Source organism: Paenibacillus sp. FSL H7-0690 (assembly GCF_037980415.1).
Taxonomy (GTDB): Bacteria; Bacillota; Bacilli; order Paenibacillales; family Paenibacillaceae; genus Paenibacillus_AQ; species Paenibacillus_AQ odorifer.
In genome coordinates, this window is sequence record NZ_CP150281.1 from 248,745 (window position 1) to 271,803 (window position 23,059).

Here is a 23,059-nt window from a genome sequence, read left to right on the forward strand (position 1 = left end):
CTTGCACAATGTCACATTTCGTTAGATCCGTTACTTCACCAAAGAAATTTATCTCCGGCCATAACTTACTGTCAGATCTGAATGAGTATATTAAGGCGTTTGGCGATCATGCCTATGTGATCTGTGATGAGTTCATTTTGGAACGTGCTAAGAAAGAGGCGGGAAGTTCCATCGAAGGTGCGGGGAATAAGGCTACTTTTGAAAAATTCAATTATGAATGTACTCAGGAAGAGATTGATCGTAATCGGGAACTTGCCCGTAAAGCTGGGGCGAATATCATCGTCGGTATCGGTGGAGGTAAAACACTGGACACCGCCAAAGCTACTGCGTATTATGAGAAGCTGCCTGTAGTTATTTTTCCGACGATTGCATCTACTGATGCACCATGTACAGCGCTGGCTGTCATTTATAATAAAGATGGTTCATTTGATCAATACTTATTCCTCCCAAGTAATCCGGATGTGGTCTTGGCGGATACAGCGATTTTAGCTTCAGCGCCTTCCCGTTTTTTCGCAGCTGGAATTGGCGACGCACTGGCTACTTATTTTGAAGCCCGTGCTTGTTATGCCTCTAATGGCGACAATCTCGTACTCATGAAACCTTCTACAACGGGTCTAGGTATATCAAGACTTTGTTATGAAGCTCTACTTAAGAATGCGGTAAAAGCAAAACGTGCGGTTGATCAGAAGCTCTATACACGCGCGGTGGAGGAGACCATTGAAGCGACAATTTATCTAAGTGGTGTGGGTGCTGAATCTGGTGGTCTGGCTGCCGCGCATGCTATTCATAATGGGATGACAGCCGTTCCTTCACTACACAAAGCTCAGCATGGTGAAAAGGTTACGTTTGGTCTTTTAGCCCAGCTAGTACTGGAAAATGCCTCAAATGAGGAGCTGGAAACTGTCATTAAGCTTATCAAGGATGTAGATCTTCCGCTAACCCTCGCCGATCTGGGGTGCACGGAATTTATCGAATCCGAATGGCGCCAAGTTGCTGAAGCTGCTTGTGCAGAAGGAGACACAATGGGCAATATGCCGTTCCCGGTTACTCCGGAAGATGTGTACAATGCGATAGTGGTGGCGAACTCGCTGGCAGAGTCTTATAAATAACTAGCACAACTAATATGTAGTGATAATGAAGGCGCCCTTGGGGGTGCCTTTTGTTTTTATATAGGTTAAGCTGTTGAAGTAGAGTAGGGGTAAAATTATGCTTATAGGTATCGGCTTCGGCATACTTAATCACGGGATAGGGTGCCTACGGAAACGAGATTATTGCTAATCGCCCCGTTGCTGTGCCAATATCACTCTATGTAATAAGGAGGAAAGATGAGAAAAAAACATTTAGGTTATCTAGTCCTTATTATCATAATTATTGGAGCGGTAATAATAGCAGTAATTCACGGAAATTCGGAGCGTCAGAACAAGCAGGCAGCAGGAAGCCTTGGAATGGATTATGTGCGCAAAGAGTACACGGAAAGTGCGTCGCTGAGAGTTGCAACGATTTGCAAACCCTTATTTGGAGGGTCGGGTTATCAGGTAGTGCTCGAGGATTCAAGTGGGCAATCGTATTATGTCATTATCGTTCTCGGAACTACACGTAATCTTGTCACTATGGACGATCTGACGAAAGAGGTGCGGGAAGGTACAACTGTGTTTCCGTGCCACCAATAAAACATGATAAATGAATCGGATCTCATCTATATGATTATTGGGAGGCACTCCTGCGGGGTGTCTGTTTTTGTTATATTAAATTGAATTTTGTTATTTATTTTCGGAATTACTAACATTAATACTAACGTAAACAATAAAATAATTATAACAAAAGGGAATATTTAGATTGTTTTATGCCAATGTAACCGCTATAATCTTGCATATACCGAAATATCTAACGAAATTAAAATATTTTGTTAGTGTTTGTTATTAATAACGAAGCTGAGTATGTGGAGGTGAATAGTTAGCGAGTAGGTCTGTAATTGTCTTCTATAAGGACAGATAGTTATTGGGTTCATAACAGCTGGTTGGCTATTCTTATTATCAAATCCATTCATTTTCGAAGGAGAATTAGGAATGAAAAAAGCGAAAAAGTGGCTGGGGAGTATACTTGCCTGTGCAATGATAATGTCTCCTTTCCCCTCTGTAATTTCTGCAGCAGCAGCGCCATCGACTGTGGGATTCGGTGATACACAGGGTCACTGGGCACAACAAAATATTGCGAAGTGGGTAGAAAATGGCGTATTAAACGGGTATCAGGATGGTTCTTTTCATCCCAATGAAGGAATTACAAGAGCTGAGTTTGCTACGATCTTGAATAAGGTATTTGGTTTCTATATGAAGTCAGATCAATCTTTTTCTGATGTAAAAGCGACCGATTGGTATGCAGATCAGCTTTCGTTGGCACGATATGCTGGGTATTATGAAGGATACTCAGAGAATAAAGCACAAGCTACTGATTATATAACGCGTCAGGATGCGGTGACGATGTTGGCTCGGATATTTACTCTTCAAGCCACTGAAAGCGCTTCATCTATGAGCGGATTTAGTGATTCCGCTCAGATTCAGGCTTATGCTAAGGATGCAGTTCATGCGCTCTCAGGTTTGATTACAGGGTATGAGGATGGAACCTTTAAGCCGCTTGGAAGGATCACCCGTGCCGAAGTTATAACGTTAATTAATAAAATAGTGAAGAGTTATTACTCGCAATCTGGAAGCTTTGAAGGAGGAATAGTTTCTGGGAATGTAGTCGTTAATCAGGATGGTGTTGTGTTAAAAAATGCAACGATAAACGGAAACCTGTATCTAACTGCTGGGATCGGTAACGGCGAAGTGACCCTTGAGGGTATTAAGGTTACTGGCACCACATTTATTGCAGGTGGCGGGGTAAACTCCATTCTTATTAAAAATAGCTCATTAGGCAAAGTAAATATAAATCGTAAAGAGGGTGAGGTTCGTGTCCTCACGAGTGGTACAACCCAAATTTCTCAGCTAACGGTAGATAGTCTAGCAAGGCTGGAGTTTGGAACAGGGACAATGATCACCACGGGAATTCTAAATAGAACTGTGGGGCTGATCCTAGGTGAAGGCGCATCGATTGCTAATCTAAACGTAGCTGTCAAAGCGACTGGAACCACCCTTTCCGGTCAGGGCGACATTGCAAAAGCGGACGTTAAAGCAACAGGAGTAACGTTGAACGGTAAGTCCATTGCTCCTGGCACAATTGTCATTATCAAAGGCAATCAAGGTCCTGTAGCAACGGCTACCCCAGCGCCTACCTCGGCATCAGGCTCATCAACAACGCCGGCAGGTCCGACTAATCCAACCGCGGCACCTACAGCGACACCAATACCAACGGAAACACCGACACCAACAGCGACACCGACAGCAACAGCAACACCGACACCGACAGACCCGACGGGTCCTGTGGGACGTATCGAGAATTTAGCGGATGTTGATGCAAGTAGTGAGACTAAATCGCTATTCGCCTATTTACAGGATATCCGCGGCAGTGAGATCTTGTTTGGACATCAGCATGCTACTACAGAAGGACTTTCTATTACTGAAAAGGACGGAACGCAGTCTGAGGTCGAGAATGCAGTAGGTGACCTTCCGGGGCTGTTCGGCTGGGATACGCTTAGTCTTGAAGGTTTTGAGAAACCAGGCGATCTAGGCGCAACCCAGCTGGAGAATCGTGATAAATTAATCGGCGTGATGAAATCTGCTTATGAAAAAGGCGGCGTGCTTACATTAAGCTCGCATATGCCGAACTTCGTCACAGGAAAGGACTTTTATGACACCAAAGGGAATGTGCTTACGCATATATTACCCGGCGGTGACAAACATGCGGAATTTAATGCATTCCTGGATATGATTGCGGACTTTGCAAATAACTTAAAAGATGATGATGGTAAAGCTATTCCAGTCATTTTCCGTCCATTCCACGAGCAAAATGGTGGCTGGTTCTGGTGGGGTGCGCCTTACCGTACGAAGGAGCAGTATGCTGAAATTTATCGTTATACCGTTGAATACTTAAGGGACAAAAAAGATGTGCATAACTTCTTATATGCGTTCTCACCGGGAAGTCCATTTAACGGCACAGATGCGACATTCCTTGAGACGTATCCGGGAGATGACTATGTCGATATCCTTGGCTTCGATAATTATTATGACGGAACCACTGAGGGTTGGTTTGATTCAGTCGTGAAGGATGCTAAGCTGATCTCGAAGCTGGCGGATGGTAAGGGAAAAATTGCAGCATTTACTGAGTTCGGTTATTCGGGTGTGAAGCCAACTGGAACGAAGGACCTGAAATTCTTTACCAAGCTAATCGCTGCACTGCAGTCTGATCCGGATGCTAAACGGATGGCGTACATGCAGACTTGGGCGAATTTCAATACAGATTCTATCTTTGTCCCTTATAGAAATGCTCCAAACGGGCTAGGGGATCATGAACTGCTCCCTGATTTTGTAGACTATTATAATGATCCGTATACAAGCTTCAGCCATGAAGTGGCTATTGCGGATGCGTATTCGAAACAGGTAACTACAGAAACCGAGCAACCTTTTTTACACATTGCCTCACCAACGGCAAACCAAACAGTGCCCACGACAAAAGCATCGACCCTTCGTGTTCGTGTGTTGAATCAGGATGTGGATAAAGTAACCTACCTGATTGGGGATGACACAACAGAGTACAGCATGGCAGCTGACGCAGAAGGTTTCTATTACTTGGCAGATTGGACACCAGGTGTAGCCTTCGACGAATCTGGCGTGATGCTTACTGTTAAGTCCTATGCAAAGGATGGTTCTGTACTTTCACAAACGATCCAAATCTTTGTAAGTGACGTAGAGGGCAATGGGGACCCCTTAATTGTAGATACTTTTGAGAATTACAAAGGGAATGATGAATTACTTCGTGCGGCATTAAGTCCTGCGGGTGATCTAAATACGATCTCACTTGATGCGGACCATAAAAATGATGGCAAGTATGGCCTGAGATTCGATTATAATGTGGATGGCCAGGGGTATACAGGTCGTACCAAAAACATGAATAATGCCGACTGGTCGGACGCCAACAAATTGAAGCTCTGGATTGCACCTGATGGCAGCGACCACAAGCTTGTTATTCAGGTCAATGCAAGCGGCATTTCTTTTGAAGCTTATCCTTCACTGGCAGGTACGACACCTGGCTTGGTGGAAATTCCATTCAGCCAGTTCGCTCCAGCGCCATGGGATACAGGAAATGCCGGTAAAGTAATCACTAAAGAGAACCTTAAGGACATTCGGGCAGTGTCTATCTACGTAAATAAAAAGGACATAGTAGCAAGTACGTCTGGTACGCTGTACTTCGACGATATTGCAGCGTTTAATGATGGAACGGGTGGCGTTCCTAATGGGGGCGAAGGCCCTGGCAGCACGCCAGAACAGGCGAAGCTGTTGTATGGTTTCGAAAAAGATACTCAGGACTGGACAGTAGAGCAAAATAATGCGAGTGCAAGCGCGGCAGTGATCTCGACTGATGAGGCTGCTGAGGGAACTCATTCGTTAAGCACCTTGTTCTCACTTGATTCAGATGGAGCTTTTGAGCTCAGCAAAAATGGCAGTCTGGATCTGAGCGCGGTTGATAAATTAAGCGCACAAATTAAACTGTCGAACGGAACAGCGGATGCACGTTTGTATATTAAGACGGGATCAACCTGGTCTTGGGCTGACAGTGGAGCTGTGAAAGTAGATTCGAGCGGATTTACTACGGTTTCGCTCAACTTGGCAGGTATTGCAGATCTTAATAGTGTAAAAGCCATAGGTATCAAGCTCGAGGGATTCAGTGGTACGGGAACTTCTACGCTGTATCTGGATGATGTTCGGACCCTGAAGAATGGTACCGCACCTGAAGCTGTCGTCTATGGCTTCGAGGACAATACACTGCAAGGCTTCAGCATCAATGTGGATGAAAATAATAAATATAATACAGCGCTGGCTCAGAATCTATCGGTGAGCAATGCTGTGTATGCTGAGGGAACTCATTCGATGCAAGCGGACTTAACATTGAATGGAGGGCAATTCCAGCTGCGTCGTATGGTGGTTACCAACTTAGCGAATGCATCAACAATTACGCTTAAAATCAAGGTTGTACCTATTGATGCAAGCGATGTTAGCGGTGTAATGGCTCAGCTGTTCACTCAAAGTGGCTCAAGCTGGGGAACATGGACTGCTTCTACGGCTACACCAGTAGATGCCAATGGATTTACTACAATAACACTGGATATCAGCAAGGTAGCGGATCGTAATTTGACCCAAGCGATTGGCGTTCAAGTCATGACCACAGCAACTGATCCAGTAGGTAGTGCTACCGTATATGTGGACGAAATCACGATTAAATAGAAAGTAGTAAAGCTGGAAGCGAACATTTTACGATGTTCACTTCCGGCTTATTTATTTAGCATCAAATTTATTCATTTTAAGTCGAGTATCTGCTTGAAATTAACGAAGCTTAATAGACCCGCCATCTACCATGATAGTCTGGCCCGTAATATAATCGGAATCTTCACTCGCTAGGAATACCGCAACACGCCCGATATCACTTTCCAGTTCACCCAATCTTCTCAAAGGGATTTTGGAAATCATGTTTTGGTAATACTCAGGGTTTGCTTCTGCCCATTCAATCATGCCAGGGGAATTAGCAATTGGAGCAATGATGTTTACGTTGATTCCAAATGGACCAAATTCATTAGCGGCTACCCGGGTAATTCCACGGATGGCTTCTTTTGCGGCAGCATATGTTCCTTGATTGGTATCCCCGTTGAGGCCAGCGCCCGATGCAAAATTAATAATTTTACCTTGTGCTTCTTTTAAATACGGTAGTGCTGCTTGCATGAAATAGAAGGTTGGATAGAAGCCTGTATCAAAAGATAAATCGAAATCAGCCTGTGTAGTTTCTTCGATAGATTTCATTCTGGATGCGTGGGCATTGTTTACTAAAATATCTATTTTTCCGAATTTATCAGCTACTTGTTTAACAAGGTGAGCTATTTTATCGTGTTCCTTGAGGTTCGCTTGAATAAAGATAGATTCAGGTTGATATTCTTGTAATTCTTTAATTGTTTCTTTGCCGGTTTCTTCATTGAGGTCAATAATAGCTACCTTAGCGCCTTCTTTTACAAAAGCCAAGGCCATCCCTTTACCAATACCGCCTGCTCCACCAGTAATAATAGCTACTTTTCCTGTAAGTCTGCTCATGTTGGTATCTCCTTTTTGTGAAAAAATGTAGTATCTAACTCTTATCAGAGGTAAGGTGTAATTGTTACTTCGACTATATATTACCCAAAATAGTAGCTATATTTACCATGAAGTAGAAACGGCATCATTTACCAAGATGAATATAGAGGGTGATGATGAATAATACAGCATCTGATGAGGCCTATTCCAGCTCTTATGTACTTGTTGAGCGATTGAATTAAGCGGCGCACCAAGTGATGAGCATTGATGATTCATGTGACGCACCAAGTGATGCTGCAAGTGATGCAATAAGTGAAGTATTTTTAGAGTAATTAGGGAATTTCTCCCTGGAATTCAGAGATTTCTGTTCATCAGACTTATAGTTAGGGAAAAATTACCTGATTTTCGGCCGATTTAGTAACTAATTAAGAAATCCCCCTAATTATTAGGGAGGAATTCCCTGATTTCGTTCATTTAGAGCGAATATCGGCTATTTTCAGGGAGTTTTTCCTTAATTAGTTTAAACCCTACCGCAAGCCGTACGAAAAACTCACCTAATATATCGTCTACCGCCCACCGCCCACCATCCAACCGCCCAACCCAATATCAGAGAACGCTACGCGTGGTATATGGTCATATGGCACAGTAAAATCCATTACTTTTCTTTTCAATTCCATTCCATAAAAAAGAAGCTGCCCCCAAGTAGAATTCACTACTTTTGAGACAGCCTCTTATGGATATTTATAAAGGAAACCCCATCGAGATTACCGCACCGCCATTTCTTCGGTTGCCTGCGCTGATCTGACCTCCACAACGCTCGATGATTGCGCGGGAAATAGCCAGTCCAAGTCCGGATTCTCCGTCTTTTCCTTTTACAAACCGATGGAAGAGATAGGGAAGCAGATCGTCCGAAATTCCAGGACCATCGTCACTTACGGATAACAGAGCCCGGCCCTCCTTGACCGAAACATGGATATAGATATGTTGGTTAGCATAACGTGTTGCATTGGATACTACATTAAGAAGCGCCTGTAGCAGCTTATCCCTATCCGCACGGATCGTAAGAGAATCTTGATGATCGTGGGAGATATGGAGGGTTAATTCTTTTTTCATTAATAGAGGGTTCATTCTTTCGATGGTTTCTGTCAGTAGATCTTTTAAACAAATTTCCGTAGGCTTGAATATATCTTCCTCGCTGTCCAGCTTCGCAAGTAAAGTCATTTCGGACACGAGCTTCTTCAAGCGGCTGCTTTCGCTCATGATAATGTCTAGCCCTTTTACTACATTCTCACCTTCAAAAACACCATCCTTAATCCCTTCAGCGTAGCCGGAAATGGACATTAAGGGAGTTTTTAATTCATGAGACGCATTCTGGAAAAATTGTTTCTGCACATGGTTGAAACGATTTAATTCATCTGCCATGTCATATACCGATTGAGCGACAGATCCAAGCTCTCCACCAGCTTTAATTAATTTAACATCTGAGAAGTGCCGTTCTTTGACTTTGCGGAGTTCTTGTTGCAGCCTCATTAGAGGTTGAATCAGCTTCTTGGTGATAAATAGGCCAAATAGGAACATAAATGCTCCCGCTGCGCTGAAAACGATCAGCAGTCTTTTGAGCAAAGCTTGTTCAATAGCAGTGACTGCGCTCATAGGGGTTAGTAGAGTTAGCGTGCCTATAGGTGTAGCCTTCACTTCAGTAATATACCGTGTATCTGTTCCATTCCAAATGTTCTGGAGCTCAGTGGCTTGGCCTGTGACACTCTTGGCATCATAGTTTATTGCAATTGAACTCATCTCTGATGATGTGGACAAGACTTTTCCTGTCTCATCGCTAAGAATGGCTTCGACGCCTGCAGTGCTTAGAGAAGGTAAGGTCACCGGCAGAGCTTCCAGCTGAGTGCCAATCTCCCCGATGTATTTACTTTCTTCAGTCAATGTAACTGACATCGCCGCACCAATGGTTCTTAAATCCTCTTTTTGTGTTCCGACAAAATGGTTGAGTAGTACAAAATGGATCACGACTGCAGTAATAGATAGTAGCAATACCAATGCAATACTAAAGGCTAAATTAATCTGATGTGCTAGTTTCATTCGTATGCTCACCCCCATCTGTTCTCATGCGGTATCCGTGTCCCCATACAGCCTCAATGGGCAAATGCTCCAGTTTTTTGCGCATCCGTTTAATGAGATGATCCACGGCGCGATCACTTCCAAAATAGTCGTCTCCCCACACATAGCTCAGCAGCTCATCTCTTGTAAATGCCCGGTTAGGGGCATCAGCGAATACTTTTAGCATGGTGAATTCCTTGCTGGTCAAGTCTACCTCTTCACCACACCAGAATACACGTCTTTCTTCCGGCAATAGTAGAAGCTGGTCGATTTCAAGACGGGTGGAAGTGGTCTGACTATTCAATTTTTCGGCCTGATTACTCATTTTGTACCAGCGTTGAAGCTGCCGTTTGATCCGGGCGACTAATTCACGAGGGCTGAACGGCTTGACTAGATAATCGTCACTGCCAAGCTCCAATCCTAATATTTTATCCACTTCATTATCTCTTGCGGAGATCATAATGATCGGTACTTCGGCTTCGTTACGAATCCTTTTACAGAACTCATAACCATCCATGCCGGGGAGCATAACGTCGAGTACCCACATATCCGGGGGGCTAGTCTGCCACAAGGTCCATGCTTCCTCAGCGCTGCCAAGGCCGATGGTGTGGTAGTTTTCTTTTTGTAAATAAGCTTCAACAAGATTGCGTATATGTTCATCATCGTCGACTACGGCAATGAGATATGGATTATTCATTTCGGGTTACCTCCAGATTATTCTCCTACAAGTATATCAATCCAGAGGTGGGTAGGGGCGGCTGCCATTGTTTTTCCACAAATTAACCAATGTTCTGCCACACCCATTATGTAAGCTTGGTCTTGTAAGATCATTCGAATCGACGAGGAGTGTTGTATTTATGAATCAACAGATGTTATTTAAAAAGTTAGCGCTGTCCGCCCTGCTAGTGTCCGCCGTTGCTGCACCGTCTGCAACGAACGCAGCAAGTGGAGCGCAAGACGGAAACACGAAAACAACGGCTGCAGCCGTGGTTACTGCTGCCTCTAAAGGAACAATTGCCACTAAAGTAACCACTATTGATTGGGTAAATCCCCTAGAGTTGGCTAAGACCTACGCACCTAATACCCAAGAAGATTGGAAGAACACCTTGGATCAGTATTATAAGGTTGCTGGATTTAGTATAACCGCACTTGCCGAGCTTGTGCCTGCGGAACTGGTGGAGGGAGTTCAATTATCTAAAGAAATACTATCCACCGAAGCTCTACCTGCAGGATATATTGAAGCTGGTCGTAACCTTGAAGTAGTACCTGTAGTCGATGATATGCAGGTAGATAGCAATATCACTACTTCAATTAAAGCTGTAGACGCGACTTCAATTGCTATTTCCATTCCAGATCTTAGCGACGCGGATAAAGCTTTTTTCAAAGCCCAAGATGATCTGAATAGTGCCGCTAAATCCAAAGATGCGACTGTGATCAAGGAAGCTTTAGCTAATCTGTTGGACCAATATAAAGAGAAGATCAAGGAGCTTGAAACAGCCAAATAACGGCGATTAGCGAGGCTTGATACAGAATAGAGATACTGAAAAGGGTAAGATAAAAGACACCTCGCGGGGTGTCTTTTTAATATGCATATCAATCTTCACGCTTTGCCTTTGGCCCTTACTTGCTTCCGCCAGTTCACACCGATCACCCCGGCGATGATCATCACTGTACCGGTCCAATGGTACCATTCCAGTTGCTCATTCAGCAGAAGTACACCACCGAGAATAGAGACAACTGTTGAAAGACTGCCGAAAATGCTCACGCGTGAAGCTTCCATCCGTGATAAAGCATAGTTGGAGAGGAAGGAGGTTACGAGGGAGGAGAGTACGCCGAGATAGAGCATGGAGAATATAAATTTTGGCTCTTGAAAAGGTGTGAAATACTGACCCAAGGTTCCTGCCGAACCATGCTTAATGATCGACAGTCCATTAAAAAATATAAATCCGAACAAAGTAATCATATAGGTAAGTTCTTTGGGACTCCAAGTACGTGTCAGCTTTCGAGCTGCAACATTATAACCAGCAAGGGATAAAGCTGAGATTAGGATGAGTAAGACGCCCCAAAGACTAGAAGAAGAGATACTCAAACCTGGAATGGCAAAGATAAGAATAATGCCTGCAACTGAGATTAATGTAGAGATCTTTTGGAAGCTGCTCGTGGTTTCCTTCAAGAACATCGCCGCCAAAAGGATGGTGAAGATGGGCATTGTCGCCTGAATAATACCCGCTACAGCGGAAGTTGTATACAAAAGTCCATACGCCTGAAGGGTGAAATATAACGCTGGATACATTAAAGCCAGTGGGATTATCACTGCGGCCTTGGATATTCCAAACTTCACCCGCCCCCACCCTGGAAAAGTAAATAAAGAAGCGGCAAGGAAAGATAACGTGAAGCGATGAGCTAGCGTATCAAAAGGATCCGAGACGGTTAGGGCCATTTTTACAAATATAAAGGAAAACCCGACGATAATAGCATTCATGACAGCTGCTGCTATCGCTTTTTGAGTAGAAGATGTATTCATTAGTAAAGACCTCCAAAGTGTTGCGCGCATTTAGGTACCGGTCCTGTTCTGCTCTTTATTCTAAGGCTAGAGTAGCTGTGCTACAATGTAATTATTATTCATCTGTACCGGTACAGAATAAGCTTGGAGGAAGGTGAAAGGGATGTATAAGTATTCGGAGTTAATCAACGAGCTGGAAGCGCAAATTGCCGAGGATACGTATCGTGAGGGAGATAAATTACCGTCTATCCGGGAGTTGTCCTTACGTTATGGATGTAGTAAAAGTACGGTTATTCGCGCGTTGCAGGATCTTCAGGACAAACATTTAATCTATGCCGCCTCAAAAAGTGGTTATTATGTCATGAAACGAAGCGGACAGCGAAAAGACGAAGGTGCACATTGGATCGATTTTACGGTGTCTGCACCCGACCCGGATATTTTTCCGTATCTGGATTTCCAACATTGTATTAATAAAGCGATTGATATGTACCGCAATGACTTGTTCATCTATGGAACGCCGCAGGGGCTTCCTTCTCTTATTCGTGAAATGCAGCGGCATCTGGCTTCTTATCAGGTATTTGCCAATCCGGATCAGATTTTTATTACCTCAGGTGTGCAGCAGGCGCTTGGCGTATTGACCCGAATTCCTTTTCCGAATGGCAGGCAGCGAGTGCTAATTGAGCAGCCGGGTTATCCGCTTTTTATGGAATATCTGAAGACGTATGGCATTGAGACAGAGGGAATAAAGCGTTCGGATGCTGGGGTGGACTTGATTGAATTAGAGCGGTTATTTAAGACAGGCCAGTTCAAGTTCTTTTATACCGTCCCGCGATTTCATAATCCGCTCGGCGTCTCCTATACCCGTACCCAGAAGAAGGCGATTGCTCAGCTAGCAGCTAAATACGATGTGTATATCGTTGAAGATGACTACATGGCGGACTTGGAGCAGGATGCAAAAGAGGATCCGATCTACGCTTATGACGATGCTTCCCATGTGATCTATTTAAAAAGCTTTTCCAAAATTATATTTCCGGGTCTACGTGTCGGTGTCGCTGTACTACCAGCGGTCCTGTGTGACTCTTTTAACCGATTCAAAAGACTGATGGATATAGATAGCTCTATGCTGTCTCAGGCTGCCCTGGAGTTGTATCTGAAAAGCGGAATGTTCGAGCGCCACCGAAAAAAGATGCGTTCCTGCTACGAAAAAAGATCCACGCTGCTCCATGAATCGATTATGAGAGAGTTAGATACAGCGACAGCACAGCATTATTCCTACCATCCAACCGGCCAGCTTAGTGTGCATACGTATCTGAAGCTTAGTGACAGCATAAAGACAGAACAGATGATCAAACGTCTGCAAAAAAAGTTCATTCGCATCGAAATGGCGGACAGCGGGTATCTGCCCTCTTTTAATAAAGAGAAGATTCTAAAGCTCAATGTATCCAGTGTAAAAGAGCCGGATATTCGCTCTGGCATTGAACAGGTAATGCAAGAAATACGCTGAGAGCGCAGTAATAAATGAGTGGATGATAATGGTGGAAATGCTGGGAGTCCATTGGAGTAGAAATAAAAAAGCGTTCCTCCAGTAACAGGGATCGTTTTTTGGCGTTGTGGGTCGTTGGCAAATCTGGCAGCAGTGAACTGATGGACAGCAGATCTCATTATCGGTACAACTCGCAGTAATCTCTGGTTCTTCTATAAATATCCGAACACATTTTCTGTGCAATCTTCGGCCGAGTCATGCGGACCCAGATAACGTTATTTGCTAGTTTTTAGCCTTTGGAGCAGGTTTTCGGACACCAGCGCCGCTATACAATTAGAAAGGGGTTACATTGGGTGGTTTTCATGCTAATAACGGCTATGGGGTCCGCTAGCACTCTAAAAATGTGAAAAAGCCGCTTTTAAGGTCAGCTGTGTCCGATAGCGAATTCGCTAAGTGCAAATTACCAAGATGCTTTATTCATTTTTGCTTCGGTAGCGAGTATCAGCAACAAGCGCAAAAAAAGAGACCGGGTTCGGTCTCTTTTAGTTATTTCTCGATAGGAGGTATGAATTAATTCGCAAAAAAGTTCGGCAGGAACTCTTTATTAGCTTCCAGCATTTCGTCCAGCATCCGAATCGCTACGTCCACGGACGGAACAAGCGGGTGATGTGCGAGCGCCTGAAGGGCAAGGGCGCGGTCTCCGGTTACAGCGGCGTCAATCGCCAGCTGTTCATAGGTTTTGACAGCATGAATGAGTCCTTTAGCCATGGTTGGAATTTTGGTCAGTGGCAGAGGTAACGGGCCGTTTTTGGTGACCACGCAGTTCACCTCAATGCTGGCGTCATCTGGCAGGAAGTCCAATATGCCATGGTTTGCGACATTTAGGGTCTGAATGTCGTTTGATCCGTTATGAAGCGATCTCATGAGATTAACAGCTGCTTCTGAGTAAAAAGCACCGCCGCGCTGTTCCAGCTGCTTCGGCTTCTCGCTTAGCTCTAGATTGCCATAAAGCTCGAAGAGCTCTTCTTCTACACGTTTGACGACTTCAGCACGGTTAATGCCTTGCTTATGGGAGTCCATCTGCTCTTCGAGCATGGCATCGGTCATATAGAAATATTTTAAATAGTATGAGGGCAGTGCATGAAGGGATTGCAGGAATTCCGGGTTCCATTCTCTTGCCGGTACGTTCTTAGCGCTGTAGCTGGTTGTATCTGCAAGCATATCATCCAGCTTGTCTTCACCTTCAACATCGATACGAGTAATCCAGTGCAAGTGGTTGAGGCCCACAAATTCGGCATATACGCGGTCTGCTGCTACATTATATTTGGCAGAGACTTGCTTGATCAGGCCGATAGGTGCGTTGCACAGGCCAATACTTTTTACCTTAGAGTATTTCAGAACGGCTTCGGTGACCATCCCAGCAGGGTTAGTGAAATTGAGCAGCCATGCGTTGGGAGCCAGTTCCTCGATATCACGGCATACATCCAGAATAACAGGGATGGTGCGCAGTGCTTTCATCATTCCCCCAGGACCTGTTGTTTCTTGGCCAATAACGCCATATTTGAGCGGAATCGACTCATCACGAGCACGGGCATCAAGCATGCCGACACGCATCTGAGTGCTGACGAAATCGGCGCCTTCGATCGCTTTACGGCGGTCTGTTGTCAGGTGAACCTCAATCGGAAGGCCGGATTTCTCCACCATACGTTTTGCCAAGTTACCTACAATATTCAGCTTGCGAAGACCAGGCTCAATATCTACAAGCCATAATTCGCGCACGGGAAGTTCTTTATAGTGAAGAATGAATCCCTCTACTAATTCTGGGGTATACGAAGAACCTCCACCGATAACTGCAATCTTTAATCCTTGGTTAGCTGCCAAGATTAATCACTCCTGTCTTGTAGTTTGTTTGATCGATTCATAATCCTGAAATTTCCGCATCTTCTCATATACTTCACTACTAATGGTCAACCCATCTTGATCCATAGCTGACCATACTGCACCGACTACAGGCTCTGTGGCAAGGGTAACCACTGTTGCCTGAGGGGCTGCAGCGTGTACAGCTTTCTCGATAGGCTGGCGAATCCAACCGCGATCCCCTCGGGTTAGCAGACTTCCTGCCAGCACCACATCGAAGGTCTCCTGCTCCATGCCTAGCTTGTGAATGATAGCTGCCGCAGACTTCCCTAGTTCAACCCCTTGCCGATGTAAAATCTCCAGCGCTACGGCATCTCCTTCAGCTGCTGCTTCAAAGAGCAGGCGGGTAACATTTACTGGGACTTTTTTCCAATGATCAAGGAAATCGTGAAACATATGCCCAACTTCCTCATAACCTAACATTTTTAGCAGTAAGCCTGTTAATAGGGTGGGCTGTTCCCGGCCGTCCCAAGCTCGGATAACGGAACGAAACACCTCAATATTGAGTGCGCCACCCCCGCCAAAATCACCGTACATATAGTCAAAGCCGCCGCATTGATAATGCTCTCCCTGCAGGTTTCTGCCTGCTGAATTGGTGCCGGTGCCGCAGATGAGCGCGACACCATATGGGCGATTCGTTCCGGCGCGTAGACCGATCATAGTGTCACAGTTAATGGTGTATTTGGTGAATCCTATCTGGCGTATCATCGGATGGAGAATAGCATAGTCGGCCTCGCGATCAGCACCGGCAAGTCCGAGATAGGTATGCTGGATGTCTTCCAACCGGAGTCCGGCTTCAGCCAGCGCCCCGAATGTGGCCTCTTGAATACTGTTGGCGGCCTCAAGGGCGCCTGTCTGGTGGTTGCCGTTACCACTCTTGCCTTTGCCAAGAACATTGCCATGTTCATCGCTTAGCAGAGCATAGGTTTTCGTGCCTCCCCCATCGATCCCCAAGTAGTAAGTCAATGGTCGTCACTCCTAGTGTATAAATTTAATCTACTCAGCTCCGGTAGATTCACGTACGATAAGTTCAGGATCAATCCGCATCCCGGCTCCACGTTTCATCTTTCCGGAGATGCGTTTGAGCAGCATATCCGCGGCTGCCAGCCCGATTTTGTCTGCAGGCTGACGTATTGTTGTCAGATGTGGATGAAGCTGTGAAGCAATATAATGATCGTCATAGCCGACCACTGCCACCTCTTCGGGTACCTGAATGCCCGCTTCCATCAGGGCATTGATGACTCCAAGCGCGATATTGTCATCCCCGGCGAAGACGGCGGTGGGCAGCTTTCCTTCCTTCAGCCAACGTTTGCAGGTATCGTATCCCATCCCAATATCGAAATCACCAGGCACGATCTCAAAGGGGGCCAGTCCTTGTTCCTGAAGCGCCTGTAGAAATCCACTGCGCCGCTCCCGCGTACTCCGGAACATTTCCTGACCGCAGAGATGGGCGATTGAAGTGTGTCCCAGCTCCAGCAGATGACGCGTAGCTGCGTATCCCCCCTTGAAGTTGTCGATCGTGATGGAGTAGGTATCATTTTCGGGCTTCTGATTATCTATCAGCACATAAGGAATACCCCGCCGTTTTAACTCCACAATATAATTGTCCTCTTCCATCGGAGAGAGCAGAATTAAACCGTCTACACGATCCTCCTGAATTAAATAATGGCTATCATCCGATTCGATGCCTGTTGAGATGGATATGGCTAAAAAATAACCATGCATCGCTAATATTTCATTCAGCTCTTTGACCACTGCGTCAAAAAAGGAATCTTGCAGGGTAGTGACAATAATGCCGATAATTCCCGTCTTACCGCTTGCCAGACTGCGTGCCGCAGCATTAGGGCGGTAATCCAGCTCTTTAATTGCCTCCAGCACCTTTTGGCGATTATTCTCGCGTACCGATTCGGCCCCATTTAACACCCGGGATACGGTTACAACGGATAATCCGGATTTTTTGGCTACATCAAAAATACTAACTTTCATCTTTAATTCTCCTCACGGCAGATTTTCCGATCCTGTTTTCTACTTTCAGTATACAGGGTTGGCAGACTGTCCGCTAAACGTATGATTTCACGCAGGTATACCGTCCCTAAAGGGGGCGGTATACCTGCCAAACAGTTATCGCTGAATGATCTCTGTAACCTTCTTCTGAATCGTCGCCATCACCTCTTCAACCGTCTTATGTCCAGTTTCTACTGGCTGCAATTCATTAATGAACATGTCATTAATTTGCGAGTAGTTGGTGATTAAGTGGTTATAGGATTCGAAGCCGTAGTTAACAGCACCCTCGTAGACATTTTTGATATCCTGTGGATCGATACCTTCAAAATGTTTATAGTAAGCTTCTGCAGCTTCGGTGTTGACTGGTGGGTTACCGCCACTAAGCTCAATGGATTTCTCTTGCACTTCGCTTGTGATCAGGTATTTGATCCATTCAAAAGCTTCCTTCGGATGTTTGGAGTCCTTCAAGATCAGCAGCGGATCGACATAAAGGGTGCTGCGTACCTTTTCGTTTCCTCCCCATGGTACAGCGGCTACGCCAATTTTGAAGGGGAAGTCATTTGCACCTGCAAGGTTCCATGAGCCTCCGATAGACATGCCGATTTTACCAGCAACAAAGGGATCGCCGTTCTGTCCAGCTACACTTTTGCTCCATTCGGAAGAAGGAGAGACTTTATCCTTAAAGACAAGATCAAAAAGCTTGTTGTAGGCAGCGATCACTTCAGGGGAGTCAAAATAAGTCTCGGAAGGCACGCCGCCATTAGTCCATGTATCTTCTGAGTAAGGCTCCGCTCCAAAATATAACGGCCGCATATCGCGTTCGGACCAAGTGAAGTCTACGCCATATTGAGTTTTGGCGATATCATCGGATACAAGCGTCATTTGTTTAGCTTCGTCGACCATTTTTTCAAACGTCCAGCTCTTATCTTCATAATCGCTTGTTGGATAAGTCAGTTTGGCCGCATCAAACATGTCTTTGTTATAGAGCATTAAGGTGACATACATATTGACCGGAATGCCGTAAGTGTGATCTTTAACCTTGTAGATACCCATTAGATTCTCTGGGATACTATAATCCTCTGCCTTGAAACCATCCTCTTTCATAAGGTCGGTCATATCGAACAACATACCCTTATTGTAGTATTCTGCGAAACCTCCATACCCCCAGTGACTTGTCACGTCGGGCGATTTGCCGCCGGCAATTAGCGTTTGCAGCTTGCTGTCGAACTGCTCATAAGGCGCTTTTTCCACTTTCACTTTAATATTCGGATGCAGCTTCTCGAAATCAGGGATTAATTTTTCGACAAATGTGCGGTCTTCTGAATCTATTGTGTAATGGGTAATCGTTACCGTTTCTGCTTTGCCTCCAGAATTAGTAGAGTCAACGTTTCCTCCAGATAGGGCGTTACCCGCCGATTTGCCGCCGCTACAGCCTGATAAGGCTAGAACAACGAGCATGGTTGCTGCAAGTAAAAGCGCAATACTTTTCCTGTTCTTGTTCATTAGCTAAACCCTCCATGATTTCAAGTATATTTGGCCGCCGGATGGCGGATTATTACTTAATCCCTGTAAGTACAATCCCTTCGACGAACTGTTTCTGGGCTACAGCAAACAGCGTAACGATTGGGACCATAGCTAGAACTGAAGCAACCATTAGCAGATGCCAAGGTGGAATGCGGAACCTCGATGAGGTAAGAGAAGCCATCCCGACGGGTAGCGTGAACTTATCTGATGAGCTTAAGTAAAGCACTGGCGTAAGCAGATCATTCCAGTTGTAGATAAAAGCAAAGATAGCTACGGTTGCAAGTGCAGGTTTGGAGAGTGGGATTGCTATGGTAGCCCACATCCGTATTTCACCACAGCCATCAATGCGTCCGGCATCAAACAGCTCTTCAGGCAATGTGGAGAAGAATTGGCGCAGCAGAAAAATATTATAGGCTGAGCCGAAGAAAGCAGGCACGATCAGGGGTAAAAAGGTATCTATCCAGTTCATTTGCGAAAAGAGTACAAATTGCGGAATCATAATGGCCGGATAGGGTAACATCATGGTGCTCAGCAGCAGGATGAACCACACCTGATTACCTGTACCTCTGAATCTGGCGAATCCATAGGCAACCAGCGCCGAAGAAATCAAGGTTCCCACAACACTAAAGCCGGCGATAATCAGACTGTTTTTATAAAGAGTACCGAACTGCAGGGTATCAAATATTTCTGTGTAATTGCTCCACTGCCAGCTCTCCGGAAGAAAGGTGGGTGGGAACTTCAGCATCTCGCGTTTGGACTTAAGTGAAGTGGAGACCATGAAGAACAAAGGAAGCAGCATCAGAAATGTTGTAACTACTAGAGTAATAAAGCTGAAAATCTTAACAGGCTCCGCTTTCCGGCGGCGGTTTGTTCCTTTAGTCCGGGGGCTTAGCGCTCTGACTGTACTCATTTGCGTCCGCCTCCTTCATAGTGAACATAACGGTTAGACAATTTCATAATAAGTGCGGTGCACAGCATAACTACGATAAGGAGCACCCATGCCAAGGCTGAGGAATAACCGGCACGATATTCTTTGAAAGCGCTGGTGTAGAGATTATAGACATAGAACCAGGTAGAGTAATTCGGCCCCCCTTGAGTCATGACAAAAGCTTGGGTAAAGACTTGGAAGGAATCAATCAGTCCCATAATCAGTTGGAAGAGCAGCACGGGAGAGATCATCGGTAAGGTAATGTTCAGGAAGATTCTGAAGCGCCCGGCACCGTCAAGGTTAGCGGCTTCGATCAAGCTAGCCGGTACGCCTTGCAGACCTGCGAGGAATAAAATCATTCCTGAGCCTGCTGTCCAGAAGGTCATGATGATTAAGGCATATAGAGCAGTGTCTGGGTTCATCAGCCAAGCTGGTCCATGAATGCCGAACCAGGAAAGGATGTAATTGAAGAGCCCGATCTGCGGGTTGAAGATCCAGTACCACAGCAGGGACATGGCCACGCCGGATACCATGCTTGGGAAATACATTGCTGTTCTGAAAAAGCCGCGCAAAGGAATGGTCTGGTGGAGCAATAGCGCAAAGCCAAGACCGAGTGCAAGCTGGATAGGTACACCGATGAAGGTATATCTCAGCGTGACAACCACCGATTTCCAGAACAGGTCATTGTGAAACATCTCTGTGTAGTTAGCGAGCCCGATAAATTTAGGTGGGTGTATGATGTCATAATCAGTAAAGCTGAAGTAAAGCGATGATAAGATAGGATAAAGGGCGAATACTAGGAAGCCGATAATCCAAGGAGAAATGAACAGATACATATAGAACGTCTGCCGCCTGTTCTCGCGATTGATCATGACACACCAACCTCTCGTTTTAAAAGTATAAGCGCTTTAACTTTTGATCATGCTAACACTATTATTTAGCAATAATACTAGGTACCTAGAGATTAAAGTTTAACCGCTTTAACTTTTTGTTTCGCTTTAATAAGCTTATCATAGAGGATGATCTCTAAATAATCAACACTTATTTTAACTATAAAAGCGCTGTCAGTCATTAAACGTAACATACAGTCTGTCGTTTTTGTGAAAAAGGGACCTGAAATAAGATTAGGGAGATTGATGTGTTAACTATTATAACGTAATATTATTATTTTTTATTAATATTTCTCATGCTATGATTAGGTTTGGTCATATTTTGTTAGAAATGAGGAAACTGAATGACGACTAGACCTTACTTAAAAATGATCCAGCATTCTGTTACAGCCTCAGGGATTAGCTTTGAGGAAATTACACCGAATTTCGTATATAGAGCGACAGATGGAGTGAAATCATTTGTGATGGTAGACGCTGAGATCGGACTAAACAACAGTGCTTCTACGATCATTGCCATGAGTAAATCTCTAACTTATGATGTTTTGCATAAGGCGAATATCCCAGCCGTAGAACATATTTATTTGCCGCATCCAGACTCCAAATTTAGCAATTTGAATCCTTATCCATTGGCTGAGCGTTATTTCCAAGCGTGCAATGGGGAGGTAGTTATGAAGCAGGATAACGGGGCGCAGGGCAATCATGTGTACAAAATCAATGAGATAGCCGATCTGCATGAAAAGCTGGATTTATTATTTTCTTTACAGCTTAATGGGGCAATAGGTCCTTATTATGAAGCGGAGATTGAGTATAGAATTGTAACTTTTAATCATCAGGCGCGTGTATTCCTTGGCAAAAAAAGAGTTCGTTCGTGGAAGCATAATTTGATTAACGGAGCTGTTACGATTGAGGTGAAAGATCAGGCCAAACAAGAGGCGCTGGCGGAGCTTGCCTCCTGGACCTCTAAAGCGCTGGGCCTTGATTTCTGCTCAGTAGATATCTTAGAGACAAATCAAGGCTTGATGGTGATTGAGGTCAACCATAAGGTGATGTTAGATGAATATTGTAAGCAAAATCCAAGTGAAGTACCTGGCCTCTCAGACCTTTACAGGGAAGTTATTCTTCAGCGTATGAATCAGTTATAAGCCGATATTCAGCAGCGATTGCCCGAATAATCTTTTGGCATTTCCGATTAGAGTTTGCGTACCCACGATTACAATAATCTCCGAAGGTGATTGTTCTTTAACATACGTAAGAGCATCCTCTAAATAAGGGAATTCGGAACTTTTTTCGAGAAAACTTTTAGCGATAAGCAGGGCATCCGTTGGGAAAATTAGATGGCTTATATCGGGTTTGGTTACGATTAGTTGATCCGAGACTGTACTCATGACTTCGATGACCCCTGTGTAATCTTTATCCTTAGGGACACCGATGATGGATGTGACGGTACGGCTGCGCTCAGGATTCACTAATTGAATAAGTTCAGCCAGATAGCTTGCAGAATCTCTATGAATAGCTCCGTCAATAATCGTCAGTGGGTCATGATAGATAACTTCACAACGCCCCGGCCATTGTAATTGTTCAAAACAGTGATGTACGATCTTCTGATCAAGGGGTCCCCCTGTAATCTCTTCACAAAGTGCGACTGCGCTGGCAGCATTGACCGCTTGAAACTGTCCCAATAGCGGAAGGGTCAAGGCTGGATAAACGGCTGGCTTCGTCCGGACATCAAAAGTAGTTCCGACAGAAGTGGTTGTGATAGATTCAGCTAAAAACTGTTCTTCATAATATTGCACAGGGTTGGAGGAGAGGTTGTCCTTCATGATCGCAAGAACGTCGGATTTCTGTTTGCTAACATAGACGTTTGTTGTGTTGTTTTTGACAATCCCCAGCTTGTGCAGTGTAATGCTGTTCAGATCAGGTCCCAAATGGGCTACATGCTCTTCCATAATCGGGGTAATGACAGCCCAGTCATTGCTCAGGACATTGGTGTCATCAAACCTTCCTCCTCTACCGCATTCAATCACATTGATATCTGTACCCTTCTCCTTAAAGTACAAAGCCGCAATAGCCAAAGCAACCCCAACCGGACCTTGATATTCATCAGCAGCAAGCTGCTCTTCGATCTGGTGGAAGCCCCCGCGAATTACATTACCTAATCGCACAAAATCTTCTGTGGCTATTGCCTGCCCATTGATCCGGATTCTTTCGTTGAAATCTACCAGGTGAGGGGAGGTGAATAACCCCACTTTATAACCCAAGTGACTTAACAGAGAGGAAATAAATCTAGAGGTGGAGCCCTTACCTTTACTGCCTGTGATCAGTATGTATTTTTGATTGCGATCCGGACTTCCGACTGCATCCAGTAATGCTCTGGTTAACTCCGGTTTTCTAACTTCTTCATCCAAAGTTTCTGTAATGTTGTTAATGGCCCTTAGGTAAGAGCTGTAGATCATATCTTCTACTTGGGATTGTGAAGTGAATTCCACGGAA

General features: G+C 44.9%; 17 protein-coding genes. 6 read left to right on the plus strand and 11 right to left on the minus strand.

Annotated elements, in window-relative coordinates:
* Positions 1–8: 8 nt before the first annotated feature.
* From MHI32_RS01150 to MHI32_RS01160, 3 genes are all read left to right on the plus strand, one after another.
* Positions 9–1,109, plus strand: a complete 1,101-nt coding sequence (locus tag MHI32_RS01150; protein ID WP_076279938.1) for a glycerol dehydrogenase — start codon at positions 9–11, stop codon at positions 1,107–1,109.
* A 216-nt stretch (positions 1,110–1,325) separates the two neighbouring features.
* Complete coding sequence (locus MHI32_RS01155; RefSeq protein ID WP_076179139.1) at positions 1,326–1,670, plus strand: hypothetical protein; 345 nt, start codon at positions 1,326–1,328, stop codon at positions 1,668–1,670.
* A gap of 396 nt (positions 1,671–2,066) precedes the next feature.
* Complete coding sequence (locus MHI32_RS01160; protein WP_340011740.1) at positions 2,067–6,374, plus strand: glycosyl hydrolase; 4,308 nt, start codon at positions 2,067–2,069, stop codon at positions 6,372–6,374.
* A 99-nt stretch (positions 6,375–6,473) separates the two neighbouring features.
* Here the strand turns inward: MHI32_RS01160 and MHI32_RS01165 are convergent, their stop codons facing one another.
* The 3 genes from MHI32_RS01165 to MHI32_RS01175 all read right to left on the minus strand — a co-directional run bounded on the left by MHI32_RS01165 (position 6,474) and on the right by MHI32_RS01175 (position 10,017).
* Entirely contained in the window at positions 6,474–7,229 is a 756-nt protein-coding gene (locus MHI32_RS01165) for an SDR family oxidoreductase (protein WP_076187062.1), read from the minus strand.
* A gap of 720 nt (positions 7,230–7,949) precedes the next feature.
* Positions 7,950–9,302 (minus strand): HAMP domain-containing sensor histidine kinase, encoded by a 1,353-nt coding sequence (locus MHI32_RS01170; protein WP_340011741.1) that lies wholly within the window; start codon positions 9,300–9,302, stop codon positions 7,950–7,952.
* Positions 9,280–10,017 carry a response regulator transcription factor gene (locus tag MHI32_RS01175; protein ID WP_076126944.1) on the minus strand — a complete coding sequence of 246 codons (738 nt, stop codon included), beginning with the start codon at positions 10,015–10,017 and terminating at the stop codon, positions 9,280–9,282. Before MHI32_RS01175 ends, MHI32_RS01170 begins: the two co-directional genes overlap by 23 nt.
* Before the next feature lie 160 nt (positions 10,018–10,177).
* Between MHI32_RS01175 and MHI32_RS01180 the strand changes: the two genes are divergently transcribed.
* Positions 10,178–10,825, plus strand: coding sequence for a hypothetical protein (locus MHI32_RS01180; RefSeq protein ID WP_340011742.1), 648 nt, complete (start codon positions 10,178–10,180; stop codon positions 10,823–10,825).
* 95 nt (positions 10,826–10,920) lie between these two features.
* Here MHI32_RS01180 and MHI32_RS01185 read toward each other — a convergent pair whose 3' ends face one another.
* Positions 10,921–11,844 carry a DMT family transporter gene (locus tag MHI32_RS01185; protein WP_076279940.1) on the minus strand — a complete coding sequence of 308 codons (924 nt, stop codon included), beginning with the start codon at positions 11,842–11,844 and terminating at the stop codon, positions 10,921–10,923.
* A 142-nt stretch (positions 11,845–11,986) separates the two neighbouring features.
* On the opposite strand from MHI32_RS01185, the gene MHI32_RS01190 reads away from it, so the two are divergent.
* Positions 11,987–13,327 carry a PLP-dependent aminotransferase family protein gene (locus MHI32_RS01190; protein WP_340011743.1) on the plus strand — a complete coding sequence of 447 codons (1,341 nt, stop codon included), beginning with the start codon at positions 11,987–11,989 and terminating at the stop codon, positions 13,325–13,327.
* Positions 13,328–13,876: 549 nt separating this feature from the next.
* Here the strand turns inward: MHI32_RS01190 and MHI32_RS01195 are convergent.
* The 6 genes from MHI32_RS01195 to MHI32_RS01220 form a co-directional block, all read right to left on the minus strand.
* Positions 13,877–15,187 carry a 6-phospho-beta-glucosidase gene (locus MHI32_RS01195; RefSeq protein ID WP_076186244.1) on the minus strand — a complete coding sequence of 437 codons (1,311 nt, stop codon included), beginning with the start codon at positions 15,185–15,187 and terminating at the stop codon, positions 13,877–13,879.
* A 6-nt stretch (positions 15,188–15,193) separates the two neighbouring features.
* The gene (locus MHI32_RS01200) at positions 15,194–16,189 is read right to left on the minus strand and encodes a BadF/BadG/BcrA/BcrD ATPase family protein (RefSeq protein ID WP_076282644.1); all 996 of its coding nucleotides are present in this window, start codon (positions 16,187–16,189) and stop codon (positions 15,194–15,196) included.
* A gap of 30 nt (positions 16,190–16,219) precedes the next feature.
* Positions 16,220–17,209, minus strand: coding sequence for a LacI family DNA-binding transcriptional regulator (locus MHI32_RS01205; RefSeq protein ID WP_036687224.1), 990 nt, complete (start codon positions 17,207–17,209; stop codon positions 16,220–16,222).
* A gap of 135 nt (positions 17,210–17,344) precedes the next feature.
* Positions 17,345–18,730: a sugar ABC transporter substrate-binding protein gene (locus MHI32_RS01210; protein WP_340011744.1), complete on the minus strand. Its 1,386-nt coding sequence runs from the start codon at positions 18,728–18,730 to the stop codon at positions 17,345–17,347.
* A gap of 52 nt (positions 18,731–18,782) precedes the next feature.
* Positions 18,783–19,661 (minus strand): carbohydrate ABC transporter permease, encoded by an 879-nt coding sequence (locus MHI32_RS01215; protein ID WP_076305124.1) that lies wholly within the window; start codon positions 19,659–19,661, stop codon positions 18,783–18,785.
* A complete protein-coding gene (locus MHI32_RS01220) occupies positions 19,658–20,551 on the minus strand; it encodes a sugar ABC transporter permease (protein WP_036687229.1) in 894 nt (297 codons plus the stop codon). The genes MHI32_RS01215 and MHI32_RS01220 overlap by 4 nt, the downstream gene beginning before the upstream one ends.
* A gap of 362 nt (positions 20,552–20,913) precedes the next feature.
* On the opposite strand from MHI32_RS01220, the gene MHI32_RS01225 reads away from it, so the two are divergent.
* Positions 20,914–21,711, plus strand: a complete 798-nt coding sequence (locus MHI32_RS01225) for a hypothetical protein (RefSeq protein WP_076310074.1) — start codon at positions 20,914–20,916, stop codon at positions 21,709–21,711.
* On the opposite strand, the gene MHI32_RS01230 is transcribed toward MHI32_RS01225, so the two are convergent.
* Positions 21,706–23,055, minus strand: coding sequence for a Mur ligase family protein (locus MHI32_RS01230; RefSeq protein WP_340011745.1), 1,350 nt, complete (start codon positions 23,053–23,055; stop codon positions 21,706–21,708). The genes MHI32_RS01225 and MHI32_RS01230 overlap by 6 nt on opposite strands.
* Positions 23,056–23,059: the final 4 nt, after the last annotated feature.

What these genes read in the sequence shown, in the direction of transcription:
- MHI32_RS01150 (WP_076279938.1), top strand. Translation starts at nt 9, where the DNA reads ATGTCACATTTCGTTAGATCCGTTACTTCACCAAAGAAATTTATCTCC.
- MHI32_RS01155 (WP_076179139.1), top strand. Translation starts at nt 1,326, where the DNA reads ATGAGAAAAAAACATTTAGGTTATCTAGTCCTTATTATCATAATTATT.
- MHI32_RS01160 (WP_340011740.1), top strand. Translation starts at nt 2,067, where the DNA reads ATGAAAAAAGCGAAAAAGTGGCTGGGGAGTATACTTGCCTGTGCAATG.
- MHI32_RS01165 (WP_076187062.1), bottom strand. Translation starts at nt 7,229, where the DNA reads ATGAGCAGACTTACAGGAAAAGTAGCTATTATTACTGGTGGAGCAGGC.
- MHI32_RS01170 (WP_340011741.1), bottom strand. Translation starts at nt 9,302, where the DNA reads ATGAAACTAGCACATCAGATTAATTTAGCCTTTAGTATTGCATTGGTA.
- MHI32_RS01175 (WP_076126944.1), bottom strand. Translation starts at nt 10,017, where the DNA reads ATGAATAATCCATATCTCATTGCCGTAGTCGACGATGATGAACATATA.
- MHI32_RS01180 (WP_340011742.1), top strand. Translation starts at nt 10,178, where the DNA reads ATGAATCAACAGATGTTATTTAAAAAGTTAGCGCTGTCCGCCCTGCTA.
- MHI32_RS01185 (WP_076279940.1), bottom strand. Translation starts at nt 11,844, where the DNA reads ATGAATACATCTTCTACTCAAAAAGCGATAGCAGCAGCTGTCATGAAT.
- MHI32_RS01190 (WP_340011743.1), top strand. Translation starts at nt 11,987, where the DNA reads ATGTATAAGTATTCGGAGTTAATCAACGAGCTGGAAGCGCAAATTGCC.
- MHI32_RS01205 (WP_036687224.1), bottom strand. Translation starts at nt 17,209, where the DNA reads ATGAAAGTTAGTATTTTTGATGTAGCCAAAAAATCCGGATTATCCGTT.
- MHI32_RS01210 (WP_340011744.1), bottom strand. Translation starts at nt 18,730, where the DNA reads ATGAACAAGAACAGGAAAAGTATTGCGCTTTTACTTGCAGCAACCATG.
- MHI32_RS01215 (WP_076305124.1), bottom strand. Translation starts at nt 19,661, where the DNA reads ATGAGTACAGTCAGAGCGCTAAGCCCCCGGACTAAAGGAACAAACCGC.
- MHI32_RS01220 (WP_036687229.1), bottom strand. Translation starts at nt 20,551, where the DNA reads ATGATCAATCGCGAGAACAGGCGGCAGACGTTCTATATGTATCTGTTC.
- MHI32_RS01225 (WP_076310074.1), top strand. Translation starts at nt 20,914, where the DNA reads ATGACGACTAGACCTTACTTAAAAATGATCCAGCATTCTGTTACAGCC.